We start from the raw sequence: 18,123 nt of genomic DNA, 5'->3' as shown, positions 1-18,123 counted from the left end.
ATAGCTAGGCGGTTTTTTTGTTAATCAAGATTGAGATATTCGGAGAGTATTCTCAACCTTTCTCTAATGTTTGAAACATCATTGGTACCATGCTGAGAAAGCCTGTCATATTCAAGTAAATCATAGTCAGCATCTTCATATTTTATTTCTGCAAGCTTTCTATTATCTTTGACTGATTTATCAAACTCATAGAGTTCAACTCTTCGAATGTCTTTACCTAATTGAATGGATTTTTTAAACAGTAAGTAATAAACAACCATAATACCTTGAGTTCTCAGCAAGTCATCTTTATCAGAAAAAACAGTGTTCATATTTTCTAAGACACTTGTTACGTTAGCTTGGAAACAAGAAACCTCATCATATCTTTCTTTATAGTTTTTGACCATACTATCTAGATATACTTTTTTAGTATCAATTAATTTATTGTGTTCATGACTTGAAGTTTCAACAAGTAGAAATCTTGCAGAGACTTCCATGTGTTGATACCGTGAATTTCTGAATTTAACCTTTTTAATAAATAATGGATGTTGTGAGATTTCACGAATGGCCGATACCATAGCTCCCCCAAACGCATTTCTTTTTTCAGCAGAATTCAAGGGCACAGCTTCATTAAGTCTAGAAAACATATCTTCAATTAAGTCAATATCATCAGAGCTAACACCTATTATAGGTAGAACGAAAGAATCAAATTTTATTTTTATTTTTGGATGTTTTTGCGCTATATCTTGATAGGTCATTCCAGCTAATTTTAGACTTTCATCATCTTGATACTCAAAGTCATCAGATAATGGAAAACCATTATCCATAAACCACCAAATAGTTTCTAACCGCTGTCTACCATCAATAATAGAGTATTGTTTCCCTGTTTCTTTTTTTTCTTCTCTAGTGAATTTATGAAAATATATTTTAGGTATATCGTAATCATTAAGAATCGAGTCAATCAAAAGCTTTTTCTTCTCGAGAGTCCAAACGCTTCCGTTTCTTTGATACTCTGGTGATATTTCAATCTCATCTTTTTCAGAAAAAACTCTTAAAATTGTAGTGTTTTGCAGAGGGCTTGTTTCAATATAACTCATTTCATCTTATCCTTAAGTAATAGTCCAATACTAGAAAGCTCTGGGAAAAGAGAAAATCTATTAAAGCTTAATAGCTCTAACTCTTTTTTTAATCTCAACTTACTCTCTTTAGGTATCTTATATTTGAAAATTTGTTGGTTAATGTCGCAGTAATCTTCAAGTGGCTTATCTTTTAAATGATGAATAGTGAAAACGCCTTGTTGAGCTTGAATTCTAGCATTATTTCTAGTAGCTATTGTCGCAATAGGATTCATCTGTATACGAGAGTTTCTTAAGCTTTGGATTCCATAGTTTGTAAGATGAACATCATCAAAAGATGGAATATAATACTTATTTTCATCCTCAATATTTGCAAGTTTATTTAACTCGATGGGCTTAAGCATCCAAAGAGTACCATCACTGAGTAAGTGGTCTTCTTCAGATATTGCGAAATATAGAGAAGCTAAAGCACTTTCAGACCAATCTAGCAATCTAGTCTGCACTCCGTAATGCTGCATTAAAAACATCCAATCAAAATCGCTCTTAGGACTCGTATCTATAAGCATTGATGCGGATTGTTTAAACCTAGTTAGTAGTATTTCTTCGCTTATTTTCTTACTGCTACGAAATATTCCAGGTAGTAACTTCCAATCAAAGCAAGCCTCACCTCTAAACCATACATCTTCATCGTAATCACCAATATCTTGGTTTAAGTTTTCAATTAAGCTGCCAATTGATGTAATTTCTTTTTCCATGTTTTTTCCAGATTTCTATAAAACTTTGTTTAGATTCAATGCTCTGTTATCAGTATATCCTATAAGCTTTGAGTGTTAACAAAAATATTACTTCAGTGAAGGTAAAACTAGATCTAAGGAAGCCTGAATAACCAATAAAAAGGCTGGGCTACGATAGCGTAGCCCAGCCTTATTCAGGTTAATTCGACTTTATTGCTTATAAAATTACATAAACGGCAACTTGGTAAATATCTGCAAGATCGTCGCGTTGACGATATCAACGAAGAAAGCACCAACCATCGGCACAATTAAGAACGCTTTAGGCGAGGCCAAGTAGCGATCCGTTACCGCCTGCATATTGGCAATCGCCGTCGGGGTTGCGCCCATACCAAAACCACAATGACCCGCTGACAGCACGGCCGCATCGTAGTCCTTACCCATGACTCTAAAGGTAATAAAGTAAACATAGATAATCATAATCAAGGTTTGCACCAGCAAAATAATCAGCACAGGGCCCGCTAAGTCAGTCAACTGCCAGAGCTTCAATGATAACAGCGCCATCGCCAAGAATAGACTCAAGGACGCATTACCAATGACATCGATAGCACGGTCAAACATATCAAAGTTGAAGACGATAGTTAACGAGTTACGAATAATTACCCCAGCCGCTAGCGCCCATACGAACGTTGGCAGTTGGAACCAAGTGCCTTCTGCGACGATGGTCATTATGTCGGCGAAAGCTAAGGCCGCCGCAAACAGTGCTAATGATTCAATCGTAGATGAGGCGGTAATAAGGCGGATGTTATCAGGTTTTTCAAACATCTCTTCCTGTCTATGATCCCCATCTTCGGTATGTTTGGTGCTGTATAACGACTGTTCGCCAGCCAGTTTTTCGACATCGCTTGGGTTTGGATTAGCCGGAGTCGGTTTTAGACCAAGACGTTGAATCAAGCGACGAGCGACAGGTCCACCAATGAGACCACCGGCCACCAAGCCATAAGTGGCAACAGCGATACCAAGTGTCGTCGCACCGACCACGCCATACTCTTCTTCTAATACCACGCCCCAAGCCCCTGCCGTACCGTGCCCACCAGTGAGCGCGATAGAACCAGTCACCAGTCCAAGCAAAGGATCGAGTCCCAGTGCGCTCGCCATCGCGACGCCAACGACGTCCTGCAAAATGATAAACACCGAGACCACAACCGTGAAAATAAATAATGGCGAACCACCGGCTTTTAGTCGTCCAAAATCGGCACTGAGACCAATAGAGGCAAAAAACATCAGCATAGTCGCTGTTTGCAGACCTTGATGAAAGTTGAAACTGTAGCCCCAAATTAAGTTAAGCGCGTAAACAATCATCGCGGCGACCAAGCCACCCACGACAGGCTCTGGAATATTAAAATCCTCTAATACCTTGATTTTTTTAATCAAAAAACGTCCGAGTAATAGCACGAACGTTGCCAAGATCAGCGTGTAATATCCATTTAAAGTAATTTCCATGAGTTGATCCTTTTTACAAATATAAATTAACCTGAATGTAGGACAGAATCAGTGCTGTCTTACATTTAGGTTTTTTCAATAAGGCACTAAAGCATGTCATCGATGACACACCCCAAATTATTTATCTTTACTCGATACCACAATCCATAACTGCGGCTTACCAAAATCTCTATACGCATCTTCGATGATACTTTTAAATATAGTAAAGTCTTCAGTATTTATGTTTTTTACCCTTGTTAAATCAAGCTTTAACTGCGTGACCTCGCTATCGGTTAAGCAGTCCCATGCACTGTCCCAGTTATGCGAAAAGTAGCTAGGAAAATCACAGGCTTTAGCCAAACTGACTAAAAGTGCGCGCTTATCAAGCACCTCATCGAGTGGAATGTCGATAGCGTGTGCAGGAACAAAAGCGATGTCGTTAAGCTCGCTGTTGGCTGAGTCAATATAATAAATGGCGTCACTCATCTTAATTCACCTCCAGTTTGCTAAAGCTATCATAATGGTCCACCGTCAAATAATAAATGGTCGGCGGGTTGCCACCGGTGACAATGCGCCGCGCCCCGCGATGAGAAACGCCAGGGGTAGGGACGGTATATTCGTGATAGTAGCCTTGCGACTGAGCAGGTAGTAGGCCTTCGCGATTATAGAACGTCGTGCCATCTTTATTTGGATAGGGAAACGGCCCGCCTTGCTTTATCAGCGCAATGGTAGTGTCAATCTGTGCATCACCAGTAATGGCTGACGTCTGTGCTTGACCCGCTGCTATAGAGGAAGTCTGTGATATGGGCGTCGACTGAGCATTGTCAGCAAGAAGGGTGGATTTTAGATCGGCAAAGAAATAAACCGCTACCGCTATGATCGCAATCAAACTAAATAAAGTCGAGAGCGGGCTTTTTTTCTTTTGATGACCACGACTCTTTTTAACATTATTATTTTGAGTCGTGTGGCGTTTATGCTGCTGGCGGTCTCGTTCAGTATTATTGGAGGAGCGGGCAGCAGGTGTGATGTCTGAGGTTTCTAAAATACTCAAGTCGTTGGAAGTGACTTCAGTGGCGCGCAATTGGTTTTTGTCATTACGCTGACTATGAAAATAGACACGTTGGCCTTCGCTGATGGGCTGTGACAAGCGCACTGTACTCACATGAAAAAACACGTCTTCGTTTTGATTGTCCACATCGATAAATCCATAGCCTTTATCTTGGTTCCAGTGCTTGATTTTGCCACTTTGCATCAGTATGTCGTCCTCTAAGCTTCCTGTTTTTATAACTCATAAAAAACGCCAGCAATTAAGCTGACGTTTTTTTTGGATTATACGTTAATTTAGACGGTAGATGATAGGGCGGAGCGCAATAAATTAGGTGCGTGTCTCACCATGACCATAAACGATCCATTTTTGTGAGGTCAAACCTTCTAGTCCAACAGGACCACGCGCATGAATTTTGTCGGTTGAGATGCCAATCTCTGCACCCAGACCATATTCAAAACCATCAGCAAAGCGGCTAGAGGCGTTAATCATCACGCTGGCTGAGTCTACTTCGCGGATAAAACGCTGCGACTTGGTGTAATTATCCGTAATGATGACGTCGGTATGATGACTGCCGTGAGTATTGATGTGTTCGATGGCCTCATTAATGCCTGATAATACTTTGATCGCTAAGATAGGCGCAAGGTATTCGGTATCCCAATCCTCAGCAGTTGCGGCAGATAAATGACCAGCAAGCTTAGCGTTGTCATTTAAGATGGCTTGCGACTTATCATCGAGGCGTAGTTGCATGGCATCATCGGCTTGAATAATAGCTTCAGCGATTTTTGGTAATAGCTCACCCGCGACTGATTCATCGACCAAGAGGGTCTCCATGGTATTGCAAGTACCATAGCGATGGGTTTTGGCATTGACGCTGACTTTGATAGCAATCTCAGGATCGGCATCACTGTCAATAAAGGTATGGCAGTTACCATCTAGATGCTTAATCACAGGAACTTTGGCATCGCGGCTAATACGCTCAATCAAACCCTTACCGCCGCGTGGCACGATTACATCGACATATTCTGTCATCGTAATCAGCTCGCCGACAGCAGCGCGATCGGTCGTTTGTAGTACTTGCACACTGTGCTCAGACAGTCCGACTTTTTTTAGACCTTCTAAGATACATTTGGCGATTGCTTGGTTGGATTCGAATGCTTCAGAACCACCGCGCAATATAATCGCATTGCCCGACTTTAGAGCAAGAGAGGCGGCTTCCAATGTGACGTTAGGACGCGACTCATAAATCATACCGACCACGCCGAGTGGTACACGCATTTTGCCCAAATGAATCCCTGATGGCTGGTAAGTCATGTCAGTGACTTCGCCGATAGGATCAGGTAGCGCCGATACGTCTTTTAAACCTTGTAGCATACCGTCGAAGCGCGCATCGTTTAGCTCTAGACGGTCAAGCAAGGCGGCGTCTAAGTTGTTTTTTTGACCATTGTCCATATCGATTTTATTGGCAGACAAAATATCCTGTTTGGCATTCATCAGGACGTCATAAATCGACATCAAAGCAGCATTTTTGTCACCCGTATTGGCCGCAGCTAAAGCACGTGATGCGGCGCGCGCTTGTTTGCCAACAGATTGCATATAGGCGGTAACGTCTGTGGTGTTCGATTGACTCATAAATCTTTTTCCTTATATTTCTAATTTAACGATTCGTAGACTAAGTAATGATAGACACTCAATTTTTATCAAAGAGTTACTTCTATCAAATCATTGCTTTGATCAAATGATCAGTTTTATTAAATCATTATTTCTATTAACTGATTAAAAGTAACAAAAATAACTAAAGTAGCTGCAAAAATACCTAAAAAGGCAGAAAAACTGCCAAATATCATCAATAGTCTACAAAAAATGGTTCTGAGCGCGATTATGGCGCTATGTCATTTAACATAGAGCAGATTAGGTCGATAGTAAAGTTGAATTTGTGAACAGAACCCGCTTTACAAAGCGCTTATAGAGGTTTTTCATAGTGAAATGGTTGTAATTGCTAACCTAAAATAAAACGATATGAGTGTCATTACAAAATGAATTGATAATTACGTGTTTTTAACAGAACTGCGCTGCAATTACTAAGGACGCCAGTGTCGATGGTCAGTATAGTCATTACTAAGTCTACAAATTGTTGACTATCAATTTATCGATTAACGAGCATGGAGAAGGACAATGGCTATCATTAATGACAAGAATGACAAGGGTAAAAAATGGTTGTATGCCACGCTAGCCGCTGCAACCTTAATGCTAGGCGCTTGTGCTGATAAAGAAGCAACAACGGCTGAGGCCAGTACCGCGACTGACGCCCAAGTCGAAGTCGAGCAAGGCGCCACTGGTGTCTCAACGGCTGACAAAGCGACAGAAAATGATATAGCCATTGCTAGTGCCGACGATGAGGCTATGGCAGTGGGCAATAAAGATGATGTGGCTGTTTCGACTGCTGATGACGACGTATTAGACGGCTCTGAACAACAAGAGCACGTCTCAACCTATTAAATGAGTACGTCAAAAATCGTCTTAAGACGTCAGGTTGAAGTATGATGACTCGATGCTCAGATAAAACAACGTCTTGTACGCTAAAGTGATAAAATAAAGCCCAGCGCTTAAATGCAGTCTGGGCTTTTTTGTGCCAGTCATTTATTGGCTGATTTATGAGCCAATGCTGTGCAAAGTTTGCGTTTTCTCTGCATTATAGGAGACAATACCTCTCTTATGGCACATCAGTCATCGCGCTATCATATAAAGCGGTCTATAGAGCATTGATTTATACTATATATAGTGCTGTTTTTTATTCTCGTATTCACTCATATTTATTGGAAGTCTGCTGAACCATGCTTGATATTGCAAAAAATCCGACTCGGCCTATCGCCTTAGATTTACAAGACGTCCATAAAAGCTATGGCTCATTGGCAGTACTAAAAGGGGTGTCGCTCACCGCCTATGATGGTGATGTGATCTCTATTTTAGGCTCGTCTGGCTCTGGTAAATCTACCTTATTGCGCTGTATTAATCTGCTTGAAAAGCCCAATCAGGGTCGTATCATCATTGGTAACGACGAGCTGATGTTAAAGCCCAGTAAATCAGGTGAGCTTCAAGCCGCAGATATCAAGCAATTAGAGAGTTTGCGTGCGCGGGTGGGCTTCGTCTTTCAGAACTTCAACTTGTGGCCACACAAAACGATTTTGCAAAACATCATCGAAGGGCCAACGCAAGTTTTAAAGATTAAAAAAGATCAAGCCATTAGCGATGCTGAAAAACTGCTCGATAAAGTGGGTCTGCTGGATAAAAAAGACGCTTATCCTGCCAATTTATCCGGTGGTCAGCGCCAGCGCGTCGCTATTGCCCGTGCCCTTGCTATGCAGCCACGAGTATTATTGTTTGATGAGCCAACGTCAGCGTTAGATCCAGAGCTGGTGAATGAAGTACTGGCGGTCATGCGTGAATTGGCAGAAGAGGGGCGCACCATGCTAATCGTCACTCATGAGATGCGTTTTGCCCGTGAAGTCTCCAGCCAAGTCGTATTCTTACATCAAGGAATCGTTGAAGAGATGGGTACGCCCGAACAAGTCTTTGACAATCCTACCTCTGAGCGTGTCAAAGACTTTATGGCATCGCATCGTCAACACCTATAACCACTGACGCTTGACCAATAATATTTAGCCAATGACATTTAGAATGATGATGCATTCCGATAAAATGTATCGTCGCTCATGGTGATTAAGCTTTTATTGCACATGGGCTTATGCTGCGCAAACTGCTGATTGGTAAGTACCGTTGACCATTTATTACCCAATAATAACAGTCGGTATGCAAAACGTTTGTTTTTGATATTTTACTCAGGTATTATCAAAAGGTTGACAGGCGGTCGTTAATAACGGTTGCTTGCATTTTCTGCTATCTATATTGCTTGTCTGGCAGGGAAGTCAGAGAACAAAATATCAGAACCCTAAAAAACCCATTAGAACTTAAGGAATGTATGATGTCGAATTCTCGCCTATTATGGTCATCGATGACCGTCACTGCAGCGTTAATGCTGAGTGCTTGTAGTCAACCTGCTGATGAAACGGCTGCTACCAACGCCGATGCGCCAGCAGCAGAAACGGCTGGCAAAACCATTCGTATCGCAACCGAAGGCGCTTACCCTCCTTTTAACTACACCAATGCCGATGGTACGCTGGCCGGTTTTGATATTGACGTTGCCAATGCCCTGTGTGATCAGATGCAAGCCAAATGTGAAATCGTTGCCCAAGATTGGGACGGTATCATTCCGGGTTTGTTGGCACAAAAGTATGATGCTGTGGTCGCTGGTATGTCTATCACCGCTGAACGCCAAGAAAAAGTCGATTTCAGTGAGCCCTATTTTGCCAATACTATGGTATGGCTGACCGATACCAAAGGCAGCTTTGATCCGATGGCAATCAAAAACCTAACCCTTGGCGGTCAACGTTCAACGACGCCAGGCGCGTACCTACAAGACAACTATGAAGGCAAAGACGGCAACACCGTCAAGCTTTATGACAATTATGACAATGCTTATTTGGATCTAAAATCTGGACGTAGCGATGCGGTATTGGCTGAAAAAGTCTCAGCCAAGTCATGGTTAGCAGACAATACTGAAGGCTTCGGCGTCGTTGGTGATGAGATTGATAACGACGATAATATTGCTATTGCTGTCCGTAAAGGCGACCCACTCAGAGACGAATTTAACAAAGCGCTTAGCGAAATCCGTAGTAATGGTGAGCTGGCACGTCTTGAGCAAATTAACTTTGATCAGTAAGCGTTGATGAATAAGCTTTAACGAATAAGCGTCGATCAACGAATAGTGGGTTAATACACGGCTGGTAAATATATTAAGGAATAGCAAACATGACCATTTCAATGACATCATTAATGACCAAAAAAGCCTTTTGGCTTGCGCCGCTCAGCGCTGCCATGCTAATGCTAGCAGGGTGTAATAATAGCTCAGCACCAACAGACAGTGCCGAAGCTGATGCGGCAACTGATACACCGTTGAACATCAAAATCGCCACCGAATCAAGCTATAAGCCTTTTAGCTACACAGATGCCGATGGCAAACTGATCGGCTATGAGATTGAGCTGGTCGATGCACTATGTGCGCAAATGAAAGCAGAGTGTGAAGTCATCTCCCAAGATTGGGATGGTCTGATTCCGGGACTGAATGCACAGAAATTTGATGCGGCCATCGCAGGGATGTCAATCACCCCTGAGCGTAAAGAAGTCGTGGAATTTAGCGACCCTTACTTCCACAGTGGCATCATCTTAATCGGTAAAAAAGGTGATGATATTACAGTAGAGTCACTACAAGGTCAGCCAGTCGCTTCACAGCGCTCAACCGTTGCGTCACAGTACTTGCAGGACGAACATGCCGATGCCGATGTCAAGCTTTATGATACTCAGGACAACGCTTATCTAGATCTCACCTCAGGTCGTGTACGTGCGATGATGTCTGATAAAGTAACGGGTATTGACTGGCTAAAAACGGAAGCGGGCAAAGACTACGAAGTCAAAGGTCAAGAGATCAGCACCAATGATGACGCCATGGGTATTGCCTTCCGTAAAGGTGATCCACTAGTTGCCAAATTTAACGCAGCATTGGCAGAGCTAAAAGCCAATGGCACCTATGATCAAATCACTGGCAGCTATTTTGGTACTAGCACAACGGCTGCTGCACAAAAAACAGCCGCTAATGGTAGTGTTGAGCAAGTGGTTGTCGTTGATGAAGGTAATGTCGATGCCAATGCAGTGATTGCTGAAGAAGAACAAACAGAAACGGCAACCAACTAGGACGAGTTTGGCCTAGGGCATGTCCTAATATGAGACACGCCCTAATAAAAGGCAGGCGTTGTTTTACTAAGCTGTTTTCTACTGTATAAATATCAAGGATGATCATGAGCCACTATCTTATCCCAGCCCTCAATATGACTCGTACCTCAATCAGAACGCTGGTAACGACCAGCCGCTGGTCTATGCCGCTGTTGGGCATGGCTGCTGTCTTTACTTTAGCGGGTTGTAACAACAGTCAAAACAGTGCTGACGACAGCAACTCTGCAGCTAATGAGACCACTGAGACCGCAACTGCGGCGACAGAGGAGGTGCTACGTATCGGTACTGAAGGCGCTTATGCTCCTTTCAACTATACCAATGCAGATGGCACACTCGGCGGCTTCGATGTGGATATGGCCAATGCCCTTTGCGATGATATGCAAGTCACCTGCGAGATTACTGCCCAAGACTGGGATGGTATTATCCCTGGTCTCAAGGCTGGTAAATATGATGCCATCGTCGCGGCGATGTCAGTGACCCCTGAGCGTGAGCAACAAGTTGCCTTTACGGATCCTTACTTTAGTAATACGTTGGTTTTTTTGGCCAAAAAAGACAGCAGCTTTGAGCCAAGCAACAGCGATGATATCAATGCGCACTCGATTGCCGCGCAGCGCTCGACCATCTCTTCGCAGTGGTTAGAGAATACGTATCCAAAAGCCAATATGAAGCTCTATGATACCTTGAGTAATGCCTTTTTAGATTTGGGTTCCGGTCGCGTTGATACAATGATATCTGACAAACTACCGGCGTTAGAGTGGCTTAGCTCACCCACAGGCAGTAATTATGTGCTAAAAGGTGATGAGATTGATATTAATGATAACTTTGCCATAGCGGTGCGTCCTAATGATGAGGCACTACAAGCAAAGATCAATCAGTCATTAGCCAATCTAAAGGCCAATGGTACTTATGACAAAATCAATCAAAAGTACTTTGCCGTGCCAGCCGCTAGTAACAGCATAGTTACGGACGCTACGTTAGAAAATACTGAGCAGCCAGTGGTAGATAGCACCGCGCAATAACCGTTTAATATAAATATTATCGTAAGGTTTGAAACTTTAGTATTAATAACGAGGACATTACTATAATGGTGATGTCCTTTTTTATTGTTTTATAGAATGCCTTACAACCTTTTGTGTAATAATTTGAACGCTTCGATGACATCTTGCTGATTGAATCAATATTGAGGGTCAACTTTGGTCAAATCTTGCTTATTTATTTTCTTTTTGTAGAGATAAGTGGCGATTTAGGGCGCGCTTTTACGTGTCAGTATTAACATAGCGGCGAGCGAATATGATAAAATCGGCGCTCATTTCTACTGTGTCAATTACCGCTTCTATGATGGTATTAATCTGTTGTCGTGCTATTAAACAGATTGTCCGTATCAATTTGATATAAAATACGGTTATAGGCAGCGCTCAGCTATTGATGCTGATTCTTTTAACTCATATTTTGCTAATATTGCTAATATAAAGAGACTGAGTGGATAATTGTGTTTGATTTACAAGGATTTGGCGCGCTTCTATTAAGCGGCGCTACCGTCACCATACAACTTGCCATGACCAGTTTAGTCATCGGCATGTTTTTAGGTCTGCTCGGTGCCACAGCTAAGCTGTCAAATATCTGGCTGCTACGTAAGCTTGCGACTGTTTATACCGCCACGATGCGCGGGATTCCTGAGCTGCTCTTGGTGCTGTTTATCTATTATGGCGGTTCTATACTGCTGATGAGCATTCTCAAAAAGTTCGGCTATAACGACTATGTCGAAATTAGTGCTTTTTGGGGCGGCGTCATGGCGTTGTCGATTGCTTTTGGTGCCTATGCGACTGAAATTTTTCGCATGTCGATTCAAGAGATTCCGATAGGCCAACGTGAGGCGGCGCAAGCGATAGGCATGCGTCCTTTTCAGACCTTTTATCGTATTACCCTACCGCAAGTATGGCAGATTGCGCTGCCCGGATTGGGCAATCTATTTTTGGTGCTGCTTAAGGACACGGCATTGGTATCGGTGGTTGGTCTCAAAGATATCATGTATCAGTCTTCGCGCGCGGCGCAGTCAACACAGCAGCCGTTTACTTTTTATATGGCGGCGGCGATTATCTATCTGGGTTTAACCGTGCTGATTACGGGTTTTATGATGTGGCTTGAATGGCGTGCCAACCCAGCGGCGCGCTATGCTAAAAAGCTGAGTCGTCAATCCGTTCAACGTCAATCGACCATAGGATAGAGGAGAGATACTATGGATTGGAATTGGCAGGTTATTTTTGAGCATATCCCTGACTTACTAGGCGGCGCGGTTTTGACCGTTCAGCTTGTGGTCATCTCAGGTATTATAGGACTGTTCTTTGGTCTGATTTTAGCGCTGTTACGACTGTCTAAAAATTGGGTGGTACAGATACTGCCCTTTTTATATATCTTCTTTTTCCGTGGCACGCCACTACTGGTGCAGATATTTTTGATTTATTATGGTCTTGGTCAGTTCGAAGCGGTACGTGATTCATTCTTATGGGAGCCAGTGCTGAGCCAAGCCTATTGGTGTGCCATCATTGCCTTCACGCTCAATACCAGCGCTTATTTGGCAGAAATCATTCGCGGCGCGATTCAAAACATTCCCGTGGGCGAGCTCGAAGCTGCTGATGCGATTGGGATGTCAAAATGGCAGAAGCTGACTCGTATTACCTTACCGCGTGCTTTTGGCATTGTGATTCCCGCTTACAGTAACGAAGTTATCTTTATGCTAAAGGGCAGCGCTCTGGCGTCAACCATTGCTTTGATGGATATCACGGGCGTTGCTCGTACGATTAGTGCCCGTACTTATACCTTGATGGAATTGTTCTTTGCAGCCGGTATCGTCTATTTGTTGTTATCGTGGGTGATCTTATTTAGCTTTAGACTGTTTGAAAAAAGAATGAACCGTCATGCCAGCTATGTGCCACCAGATGTGATGACCAATACGATTCCTTAATGATTTATTATTAAAGTGATTTATCGCTAAAGTCATATTGGATAATGCTAAATTTGCCAATAAAAATTTCCATAATTTTGCTGTGAGAATCTAGTATGAGCCAATCACCACATATGTCATTAGTCGATGCCATTGCCGCAAATGTCAATGATGATGACGGCGCTGCGAGTGCCAATCAGAGCTTACGCGCACCCATCGGAAAGGTCGTCTGCGTCGGTCGTAACTATGCCGCTCATGCTCACGAATTGGGTAATGAGGTGCCAGCCGCGCCCATGCTATTTATGAAACCCGCCTCTGCGGTGGTCTCTATTCGTCAAGGCGTTATCCGCCCAAATCCAGAAGTATTTGGTGAGACCCATTACGAAGCAGAGCTATGCGTTCAGCTGTCAGCTGACCTGTCGGCTGCGACCATTGGGCAAGCCCAGCAGGCGATTGGTGGCGTGACCTTAGGACTAGATTTGACCTTGCGTGACTTGCAAACTGAGTTAAAAGAAAAAGGTCATCCATGGGAGCGTGCCAAGTGTTTCGACGGTGCTTGTGTACTCGCTGACTGGCTCGATCCACAAGCGTTCGATGACTTTACCGATGTGCACTACCAACTGACCATCAATGACACGCTTAAGCAAGATGGCGAGAGCGCTTTGATGTTGTTTCCGGTTTATGAATTATTGGCCAATATCAGTCATGCGTTTAGCTTACAAGCAGGCGATGTCATCATGACTGGTACGCCAAGCGGCGTTGGGATATTGCATGCAGGTGATAAGCTCATGCTAAAGTTGGGCGCACATGAATGGCAGGCGCAAGTACACTAAACTTGCTAAAATTAGTCTCAAGTATGAAGTATCAAAAATCCCAAGTTAACGCTTGGGGTTTTTGTTTTATCAGTGTCTATAAAAGCTGTCCATCAGCCATTCTTTATCAGAAATATTGTCATCAAACTGTCATCTGGCTTTCAACGTACTGTCATAAATGCTCGGTAGACTTAAGCGTAATTCGTATTGTTGTGGCGGACAAAATACCGCCGCAACGAGCCTTTTTATGCCAATCCAGCCAACAGCAAGGTGACTGATAATGACCGTATTGAATAATAAGCAACTGCTTGCCCATGAAGTCGTTGAAGACTCTAATCCTACTAATAATATTGACTTTCAAACCATTATTAGCCGCCGCTTGAACCGCCGCAGTATCCTAAAAGGTGGCACGGGATTGACGGCTGCTGCTTTTTTTGGTGCGCTGCCGTTGGTCGGTTGTAGTGACGACGATGACAGCAATACTATCAATAATAGCGCAGGCAACAATGCTGCTATTCCTGCACAGGGCGATCTTAAGCGTCCGGAAGCCTTGAAGTTTACCGCAGTAGCGCATTCCACTGCCGAAACGATGAGCGTGGCTGAAGGCTACAAAGCGGAGATGATATTACCACTGGGTACGCCGCTCATGTCTGGTATCGATGATTGGAAAGACAATCGTGAGCAGTCTGCCGAGTCGTTCGAATGGCGCATGGGTGACAACCATGATGGTATGTGGTTCTTTGGCAAAAAAGGCGGCGCATATGATGCCAAAGCGTCAGACAATGGTCTGCTGGTCATGAACCATGAGTACGTGAATAGTAGCGAGCTTAGCCCGTTTGGCTACTATGTGACTCAAGATAATGATGCTGCGCCGATATTCCAGAACCGTCGCCTCGCGAGCGATGTACGCCGAGAGGTTAATTGCCATGGCGTTGCGGTGGTTGAGATGAGTCGACGCGCCAATGGGATAGGCTATGAGATGGTGACTGATTCAAAATACAATCGCCGTATTACCAGTAGTACCACGACGCAATTGGCGGGGCCTGTTGCTGGTTCTGATTTGGTTAAGACCAAATTTGACCCAACCGGTTTTCAGACTCGCGGCATCAATAATAATTGTGGTGCAGGGCTGTCACCTTGGGGCACGTATCTGACCACCGAAGAGAACTTCCTAGGGGTATTCGCGCGTGGACAAGATGCCAGTCAATTGAGTGCTGAGCATAATTATGGTCGCAAGCGCTATGGGGCAACAGAGAACTTTGCTGGCTTTGAATATTTATGGCACACACCTGAGGCCAAAGACGCCAAAATCCCTGACGAATTCTCACGTTGGGACATGACTGCCGTTGGAGCAAGCGCTGCCGATGATTATCGTAATGGCTTTAATACCTTTGGTTATATCACAGAAATTGACCCGTTTGAGCCGCAATCCGTACCACGAAAGCGTACCGCACTAGGGCGTTTCGCGCATGAAAACTGTGCCTACGCGCCTGTTGAGCAAGGCAAGCCCGTGGTCTTTTATATGGGCGATGATGCACGCGGTGAGTATATCTATAAATTCGTCTCCAAAGCCACATGGTCAAATACTGATATCGGTGGCGGCCTAAAAGCTGGCGACAAGTATATGAATGAGGGCACGCTCTACGTCGCGACCTTTAATGAAAATGGTCGAGGCGAATGGAAGGCACTGATTCATGGTCAAAATGGACTGGACGCTTCTAATCGCGACTTGCCTTTTAATGGACAGGATGAGGTTTTAATCTTTGCCCGTGCTGCTGCTGACGCGCTAGGTGCAACCAAGATGGATCGACCTGAATGGGTGTCAGTCAGCCCCATGACTGGCGAGGTGTACGTGACCTTGACCAATAATAAATATCGCGGCGAGCGTGATGACCAGCCCGTTTCAGCATCCAATCCGCGCAGCTATGAAGCAGGTGGCAAAGCGCGTGGCAATGACAATGGGCATATCATCCGCTGGGCAGAAGCGGGCGGCGATCATGCGGCAACGACCTTTGAATGGGATATTTATCTGTTTGCTGCGCCTAGTGGTTTGTCCGCAGAGAATTTATCGCAGTTAAATGCCAGCAATGATTTGTCCTCGCCAGACGGCTTATACTTTGACCCACGTGGTGTGTTGTGGATTCAGACCGATGATGGTGCGTATACCGATACCACGAACTGCATGTTACTGGCGGCGCTACCGGGCAAGGTGAATGATGGTGCGCTGACCACCACTTCGGCTGGGCAACAAACGCCAGTCGGCATGCTTGCTAGTGATAACAATATCAAACGTTTTTTCGTTGGTCCTGAGGGCTGCGAAGTGACAGGTATTACCATGACGCCAGATTTTAAAACGCTGTTTATCAATATTCAGCATCCTGGTAATACTTGGGGCGCCATCGCTGGTGGCAGTACGCCACGTTCAGCCACGGTCATGATTACGCGCGAGGATGGCGATGTTATACTGGCCGAGTCCTTTATATAAGCGATTAACTATATATAACAAATTTATAAAAAATTAATCAGTCAAAAAAATCCCAAGTAATGGCTTGGGATTCTTTTGTTTTTATGAGATCAATGACATCGTCTAAGGCTTATCTCTATAAAATTATTAAGTTATTTGTCAAGAAACATACGCGAAGGTCAAATCCTTCTCTTTTATTTTCTGTATTTAAAGGATAATATAGGCAACTATTCTTTTCGCTGAATGTGCCAACGTAATGAACACTATGAGCAATCCAGACTTGTTTTATCACGACAGTGTTAGCTATGGCAGTGCTAACAGTGACGCCAAAGCTCGGCATGAGCTTGAGGCGCATTTCGGCTCAGACAACAATGAGCCACGCTACAGTGATTTGTATGAGCAGATAGACCAACTCGAAGCCATCGATGTGGACGAGCTGATGAAACTGCTCGCGGATGAAGGCAATGGAATAACAACAACGCCTGTCACTTTTGCTGATTTTTTTGAAGGATTGGCGCAGTTGGCGACGACGGGAGTGGTCGAGATCACTGAGATTGTAGAAGCCATCCACCGCGAAGTTATCTTGCGTCCTTTGGGGCGTTTTAACGAAGGCAATGTTAACAATTGGCAACGTGGTATCACCGGACGCATCTATGGCACGATACGCCATATCATGCTGATGGTGGGCAATAATCTCGCATCGGTGCTGCGTATCTATAAAAATATCATCAGTCAAAAAAGTGCGCGACCACTACCAGATTCGTTAAAAAAGCTGGTCAATGTCCTCAATGGTGTCATGGGCGATCACCTCGTGAATAATGGTAATGCGCTTGCGGTGCCGATGGTGCTATACGACAGAGACGGCAATCTACAACGTGACGCGCTATCAGGGCGTGTCACCATTTTGTGTCATGGTTTGTGTATGAGCCACTTGAGCTGGCAATCGCGAGAAGGTAATGGTATCGATGATGCCATCAAGAACACCCAGCCAGACACTACTGTGCTGTTGCTGGACTATAATACTGGCCGACGCATCTCACGCAGTGGTCGTAAATTCTCGCAATTGCTAAAAGACTTAGTGGATAACAATCCAAACATCAGTCAGATAGATCTGGTCGGGCACAGTATGGGCGGCTTGGTCGCTCGTAGTGCACTGTTTTATGGTCAGCAAGAACGCTTGGATTGGGTCAAACGGGTGGGCAATCTTATCACGTTAGGCTCGCCGCATCATGGGGCTGTCCTTGAGCGCATCGGCAACCACGTCCAAGATATTATCGCCAAGCTACCCTTTGCAGGCTCACTTGCCAAGTTAGGCGATATGCGAAGTGCCGGTATTATTGATCTGCGTCATGGTAGCATTCGGGATGCTGATTGGAAGTCTCTAGAAGGTCGTAGCGTGCTACCACAAGATTTCCGCCATCCTGCACGGCTGCCAAGTGGTATCAAAACATATTTTGTCGCTAGTGCCTTGGTCGAGACTCATTATGATTCAAAGATGACAGATTTACTTGGCGATAGCTTGGTATCGGTCGCATCAGCGCTAGGCGAGGATGATGCCGAGCATGCGTTATTTGTCCCAGATGGTCATAAAGCGGTGTTTTATGGCGTCAATCATATGAACTTAATTCATAGTAGAAGGGTGCGTGAGCAAGTCGTTGAATGGTTGCTTGATAATGGAAAAAGCGATTATGCTGGTAGAACGCGCATATATTCTTATCCTAGGAGTTTAGATATAGCGGTGTAGAA

General features: G+C 44.2%; 16 protein-coding genes. 10 read left to right on the top strand and 6 right to left on the bottom strand.

What is annotated here, in order from left to right:
* Positions 1-20 precede the first annotated feature (20 nt).
* From W293_RS0106575 to W293_RS0106550, 6 genes are all read right to left on the bottom strand, one after another.
* Positions 21-1,076 carry a DUF262 domain-containing protein gene (locus W293_RS0106575; RefSeq protein ID WP_025651677.1) on the bottom strand — a complete coding sequence of 352 codons (1,056 nt, stop codon included), beginning with the start codon at positions 1,074-1,076 and terminating at the stop codon, positions 21-23.
* Positions 1,073-1,810: an FRG domain-containing protein gene (locus W293_RS0106570; protein WP_025651676.1), complete on the bottom strand. Its 738-nt coding sequence runs from the start codon at positions 1,808-1,810 to the stop codon at positions 1,073-1,075. The genes W293_RS0106575 and W293_RS0106570 overlap by 4 nt, the downstream gene beginning before the upstream one ends.
* Before the next feature lie 204 nt (positions 1,811-2,014).
* Positions 2,015-3,289 carry a sodium/glutamate symporter gene (gene gltS, locus W293_RS0106565; protein WP_025651675.1) on the bottom strand — a complete coding sequence of 425 codons (1,275 nt, stop codon included), beginning with the start codon at positions 3,287-3,289 and terminating at the stop codon, positions 2,015-2,017.
* Positions 3,290-3,406: 117 nt separating this feature from the next.
* Positions 3,407-3,754, bottom strand: a complete 348-nt coding sequence (locus W293_RS0106560; RefSeq protein WP_025651674.1) for a barstar family protein — start codon at positions 3,752-3,754, stop codon at positions 3,407-3,409.
* A gap of 1 nt (position 3,755) precedes the next feature.
* On the bottom strand, positions 3,756-4,520 hold the full coding sequence (locus W293_RS0106555; RefSeq protein WP_101211763.1) for a ribonuclease domain-containing protein: 765 nt from the start codon (positions 4,518-4,520) through the stop codon (positions 3,756-3,758).
* A gap of 123 nt (positions 4,521-4,643) precedes the next feature.
* Positions 4,644-5,945 carry a glutamate-5-semialdehyde dehydrogenase gene (locus W293_RS0106550; RefSeq protein ID WP_025651672.1) on the bottom strand — a complete coding sequence of 434 codons (1,302 nt, stop codon included), beginning with the start codon at positions 5,943-5,945 and terminating at the stop codon, positions 4,644-4,646.
* A gap of 543 nt (positions 5,946-6,488) precedes the next feature.
* Between W293_RS0106550 and W293_RS17350 the strand changes: the two genes are divergently transcribed.
* From W293_RS17350 to W293_RS0106500, 10 genes are all read left to right on the top strand, one after another.
* Entirely contained in the window at positions 6,489-6,812 is a 324-nt protein-coding gene (locus W293_RS17350) for a hypothetical protein (protein ID WP_025651671.1), read from the top strand.
* 335 nt (positions 6,813-7,147) lie between these two features.
* Positions 7,148-7,948, top strand: a complete 801-nt coding sequence (locus W293_RS0106540) for an ABC transporter ATP-binding protein (RefSeq protein WP_025651670.1) — start codon at positions 7,148-7,150, stop codon at positions 7,946-7,948.
* Between the two features lie 344 nt (positions 7,949-8,292).
* Positions 8,293-9,093, top strand: a complete 801-nt coding sequence (locus tag W293_RS0106535) for a transporter substrate-binding domain-containing protein (RefSeq protein WP_025651669.1) — start codon at positions 8,293-8,295, stop codon at positions 9,091-9,093.
* A gap of 89 nt (positions 9,094-9,182) precedes the next feature.
* Positions 9,183-10,121 (top strand): transporter substrate-binding domain-containing protein, encoded by a 939-nt coding sequence (locus W293_RS0106530; RefSeq protein WP_037024996.1) that lies wholly within the window; start codon positions 9,183-9,185, stop codon positions 10,119-10,121.
* A 197-nt stretch (positions 10,122-10,318) separates the two neighbouring features.
* Complete coding sequence (locus tag W293_RS0106525; protein WP_413771498.1) at positions 10,319-11,179, top strand: ABC transporter substrate-binding protein; 861 nt, start codon at positions 10,319-10,321, stop codon at positions 11,177-11,179.
* 470 nt (positions 11,180-11,649) lie between these two features.
* Positions 11,650-12,384: an ABC transporter permease gene (locus W293_RS0106520; RefSeq protein ID WP_025651666.1), complete on the top strand. Its 735-nt coding sequence runs from the start codon at positions 11,650-11,652 to the stop codon at positions 12,382-12,384.
* A 12-nt stretch (positions 12,385-12,396) separates the two neighbouring features.
* Complete coding sequence (locus W293_RS0106515) at positions 12,397-13,122, top strand: ABC transporter permease (protein ID WP_025651665.1); 726 nt, start codon at positions 12,397-12,399, stop codon at positions 13,120-13,122.
* A 95-nt stretch (positions 13,123-13,217) separates the two neighbouring features.
* Positions 13,218-13,934, top strand: a complete 717-nt coding sequence (locus tag W293_RS0106510) for a fumarylacetoacetate hydrolase family protein (RefSeq protein WP_025651664.1) — start codon at positions 13,218-13,220, stop codon at positions 13,932-13,934.
* 259 nt (positions 13,935-14,193) lie between these two features.
* A complete protein-coding gene (locus W293_RS0106505) occupies positions 14,194-16,398 on the top strand; it encodes a PhoX family protein (RefSeq protein ID WP_025651663.1) in 2,205 nt (734 codons plus the stop codon).
* A gap of 244 nt (positions 16,399-16,642) precedes the next feature.
* Positions 16,643-18,121: an alpha/beta fold hydrolase gene (locus tag W293_RS0106500; protein WP_025651662.1), complete on the top strand. Its 1,479-nt coding sequence runs from the start codon at positions 16,643-16,645 to the stop codon at positions 18,119-18,121.
* Positions 18,122-18,123: the final 2 nt, after the last annotated feature.

The organism is Psychrobacter sp. TB67, from assembly GCF_000511065.1.
Taxonomy (GTDB): Bacteria; Pseudomonadota; Gammaproteobacteria; order Pseudomonadales; family Moraxellaceae; genus Psychrobacter; species Psychrobacter okhotskensis.
The sequence above is the reverse complement of the archived record's forward strand: the minus strand, read 5'-3'. Positions and strand labels throughout refer to the sequence as shown.

Bases quoted from the DNA above. Each gene is read 5' to 3' on its own strand.
- W293_RS0106555 (WP_101211763.1), bottom strand. From the start codon at position 4,520: ATGCAAAGTGGCAAAATCAAGCACTGGAACCAAGATAAAGGCTATGGA.
- W293_RS0106560 (WP_025651674.1), bottom strand. From the start codon at position 3,754: ATGAGTGACGCCATTTATTATATTGACTCAGCCAACAGCGAGCTTAAC.
- W293_RS0106550 (WP_025651672.1), bottom strand. From the start codon at position 5,945: ATGAGTCAATCGAACACCACAGACGTTACCGCCTATATGCAATCTGTT.
- gltS (WP_025651675.1), bottom strand. From the start codon at position 3,289: ATGGAAATTACTTTAAATGGATATTACACGCTGATCTTGGCAACGTTC.
- W293_RS17350 (WP_025651671.1), top strand. From the start codon at position 6,489: ATGGCTATCATTAATGACAAGAATGACAAGGGTAAAAAATGGTTGTAT.
- W293_RS0106505 (WP_025651663.1), top strand. From the start codon at position 14,194: ATGACCGTATTGAATAATAAGCAACTGCTTGCCCATGAAGTCGTTGAA.
- W293_RS0106500 (WP_025651662.1), top strand. From the start codon at position 16,643: ATGAGCAATCCAGACTTGTTTTATCACGACAGTGTTAGCTATGGCAGT.
- W293_RS0106575 (WP_025651677.1), bottom strand. From the start codon at position 1,076: ATGAGTTATATTGAAACAAGCCCTCTGCAAAACACTACAATTTTAAGA.
- W293_RS0106525 (WP_413771498.1), top strand. From the start codon at position 10,319: ATGGCTGCTGTCTTTACTTTAGCGGGTTGTAACAACAGTCAAAACAGT.
- W293_RS0106530 (WP_037024996.1), top strand. From the start codon at position 9,183: ATGACCATTTCAATGACATCATTAATGACCAAAAAAGCCTTTTGGCTT.
- W293_RS0106515 (WP_025651665.1), top strand. From the start codon at position 12,397: ATGGATTGGAATTGGCAGGTTATTTTTGAGCATATCCCTGACTTACTA.
- W293_RS0106535 (WP_025651669.1), top strand. From the start codon at position 8,293: ATGATGTCGAATTCTCGCCTATTATGGTCATCGATGACCGTCACTGCA.
- W293_RS0106570 (WP_025651676.1), bottom strand. From the start codon at position 1,810: ATGGAAAAAGAAATTACATCAATTGGCAGCTTAATTGAAAACTTAAAC.
- W293_RS0106540 (WP_025651670.1), top strand. From the start codon at position 7,148: ATGCTTGATATTGCAAAAAATCCGACTCGGCCTATCGCCTTAGATTTA.
- W293_RS0106510 (WP_025651664.1), top strand. From the start codon at position 13,218: ATGAGCCAATCACCACATATGTCATTAGTCGATGCCATTGCCGCAAAT.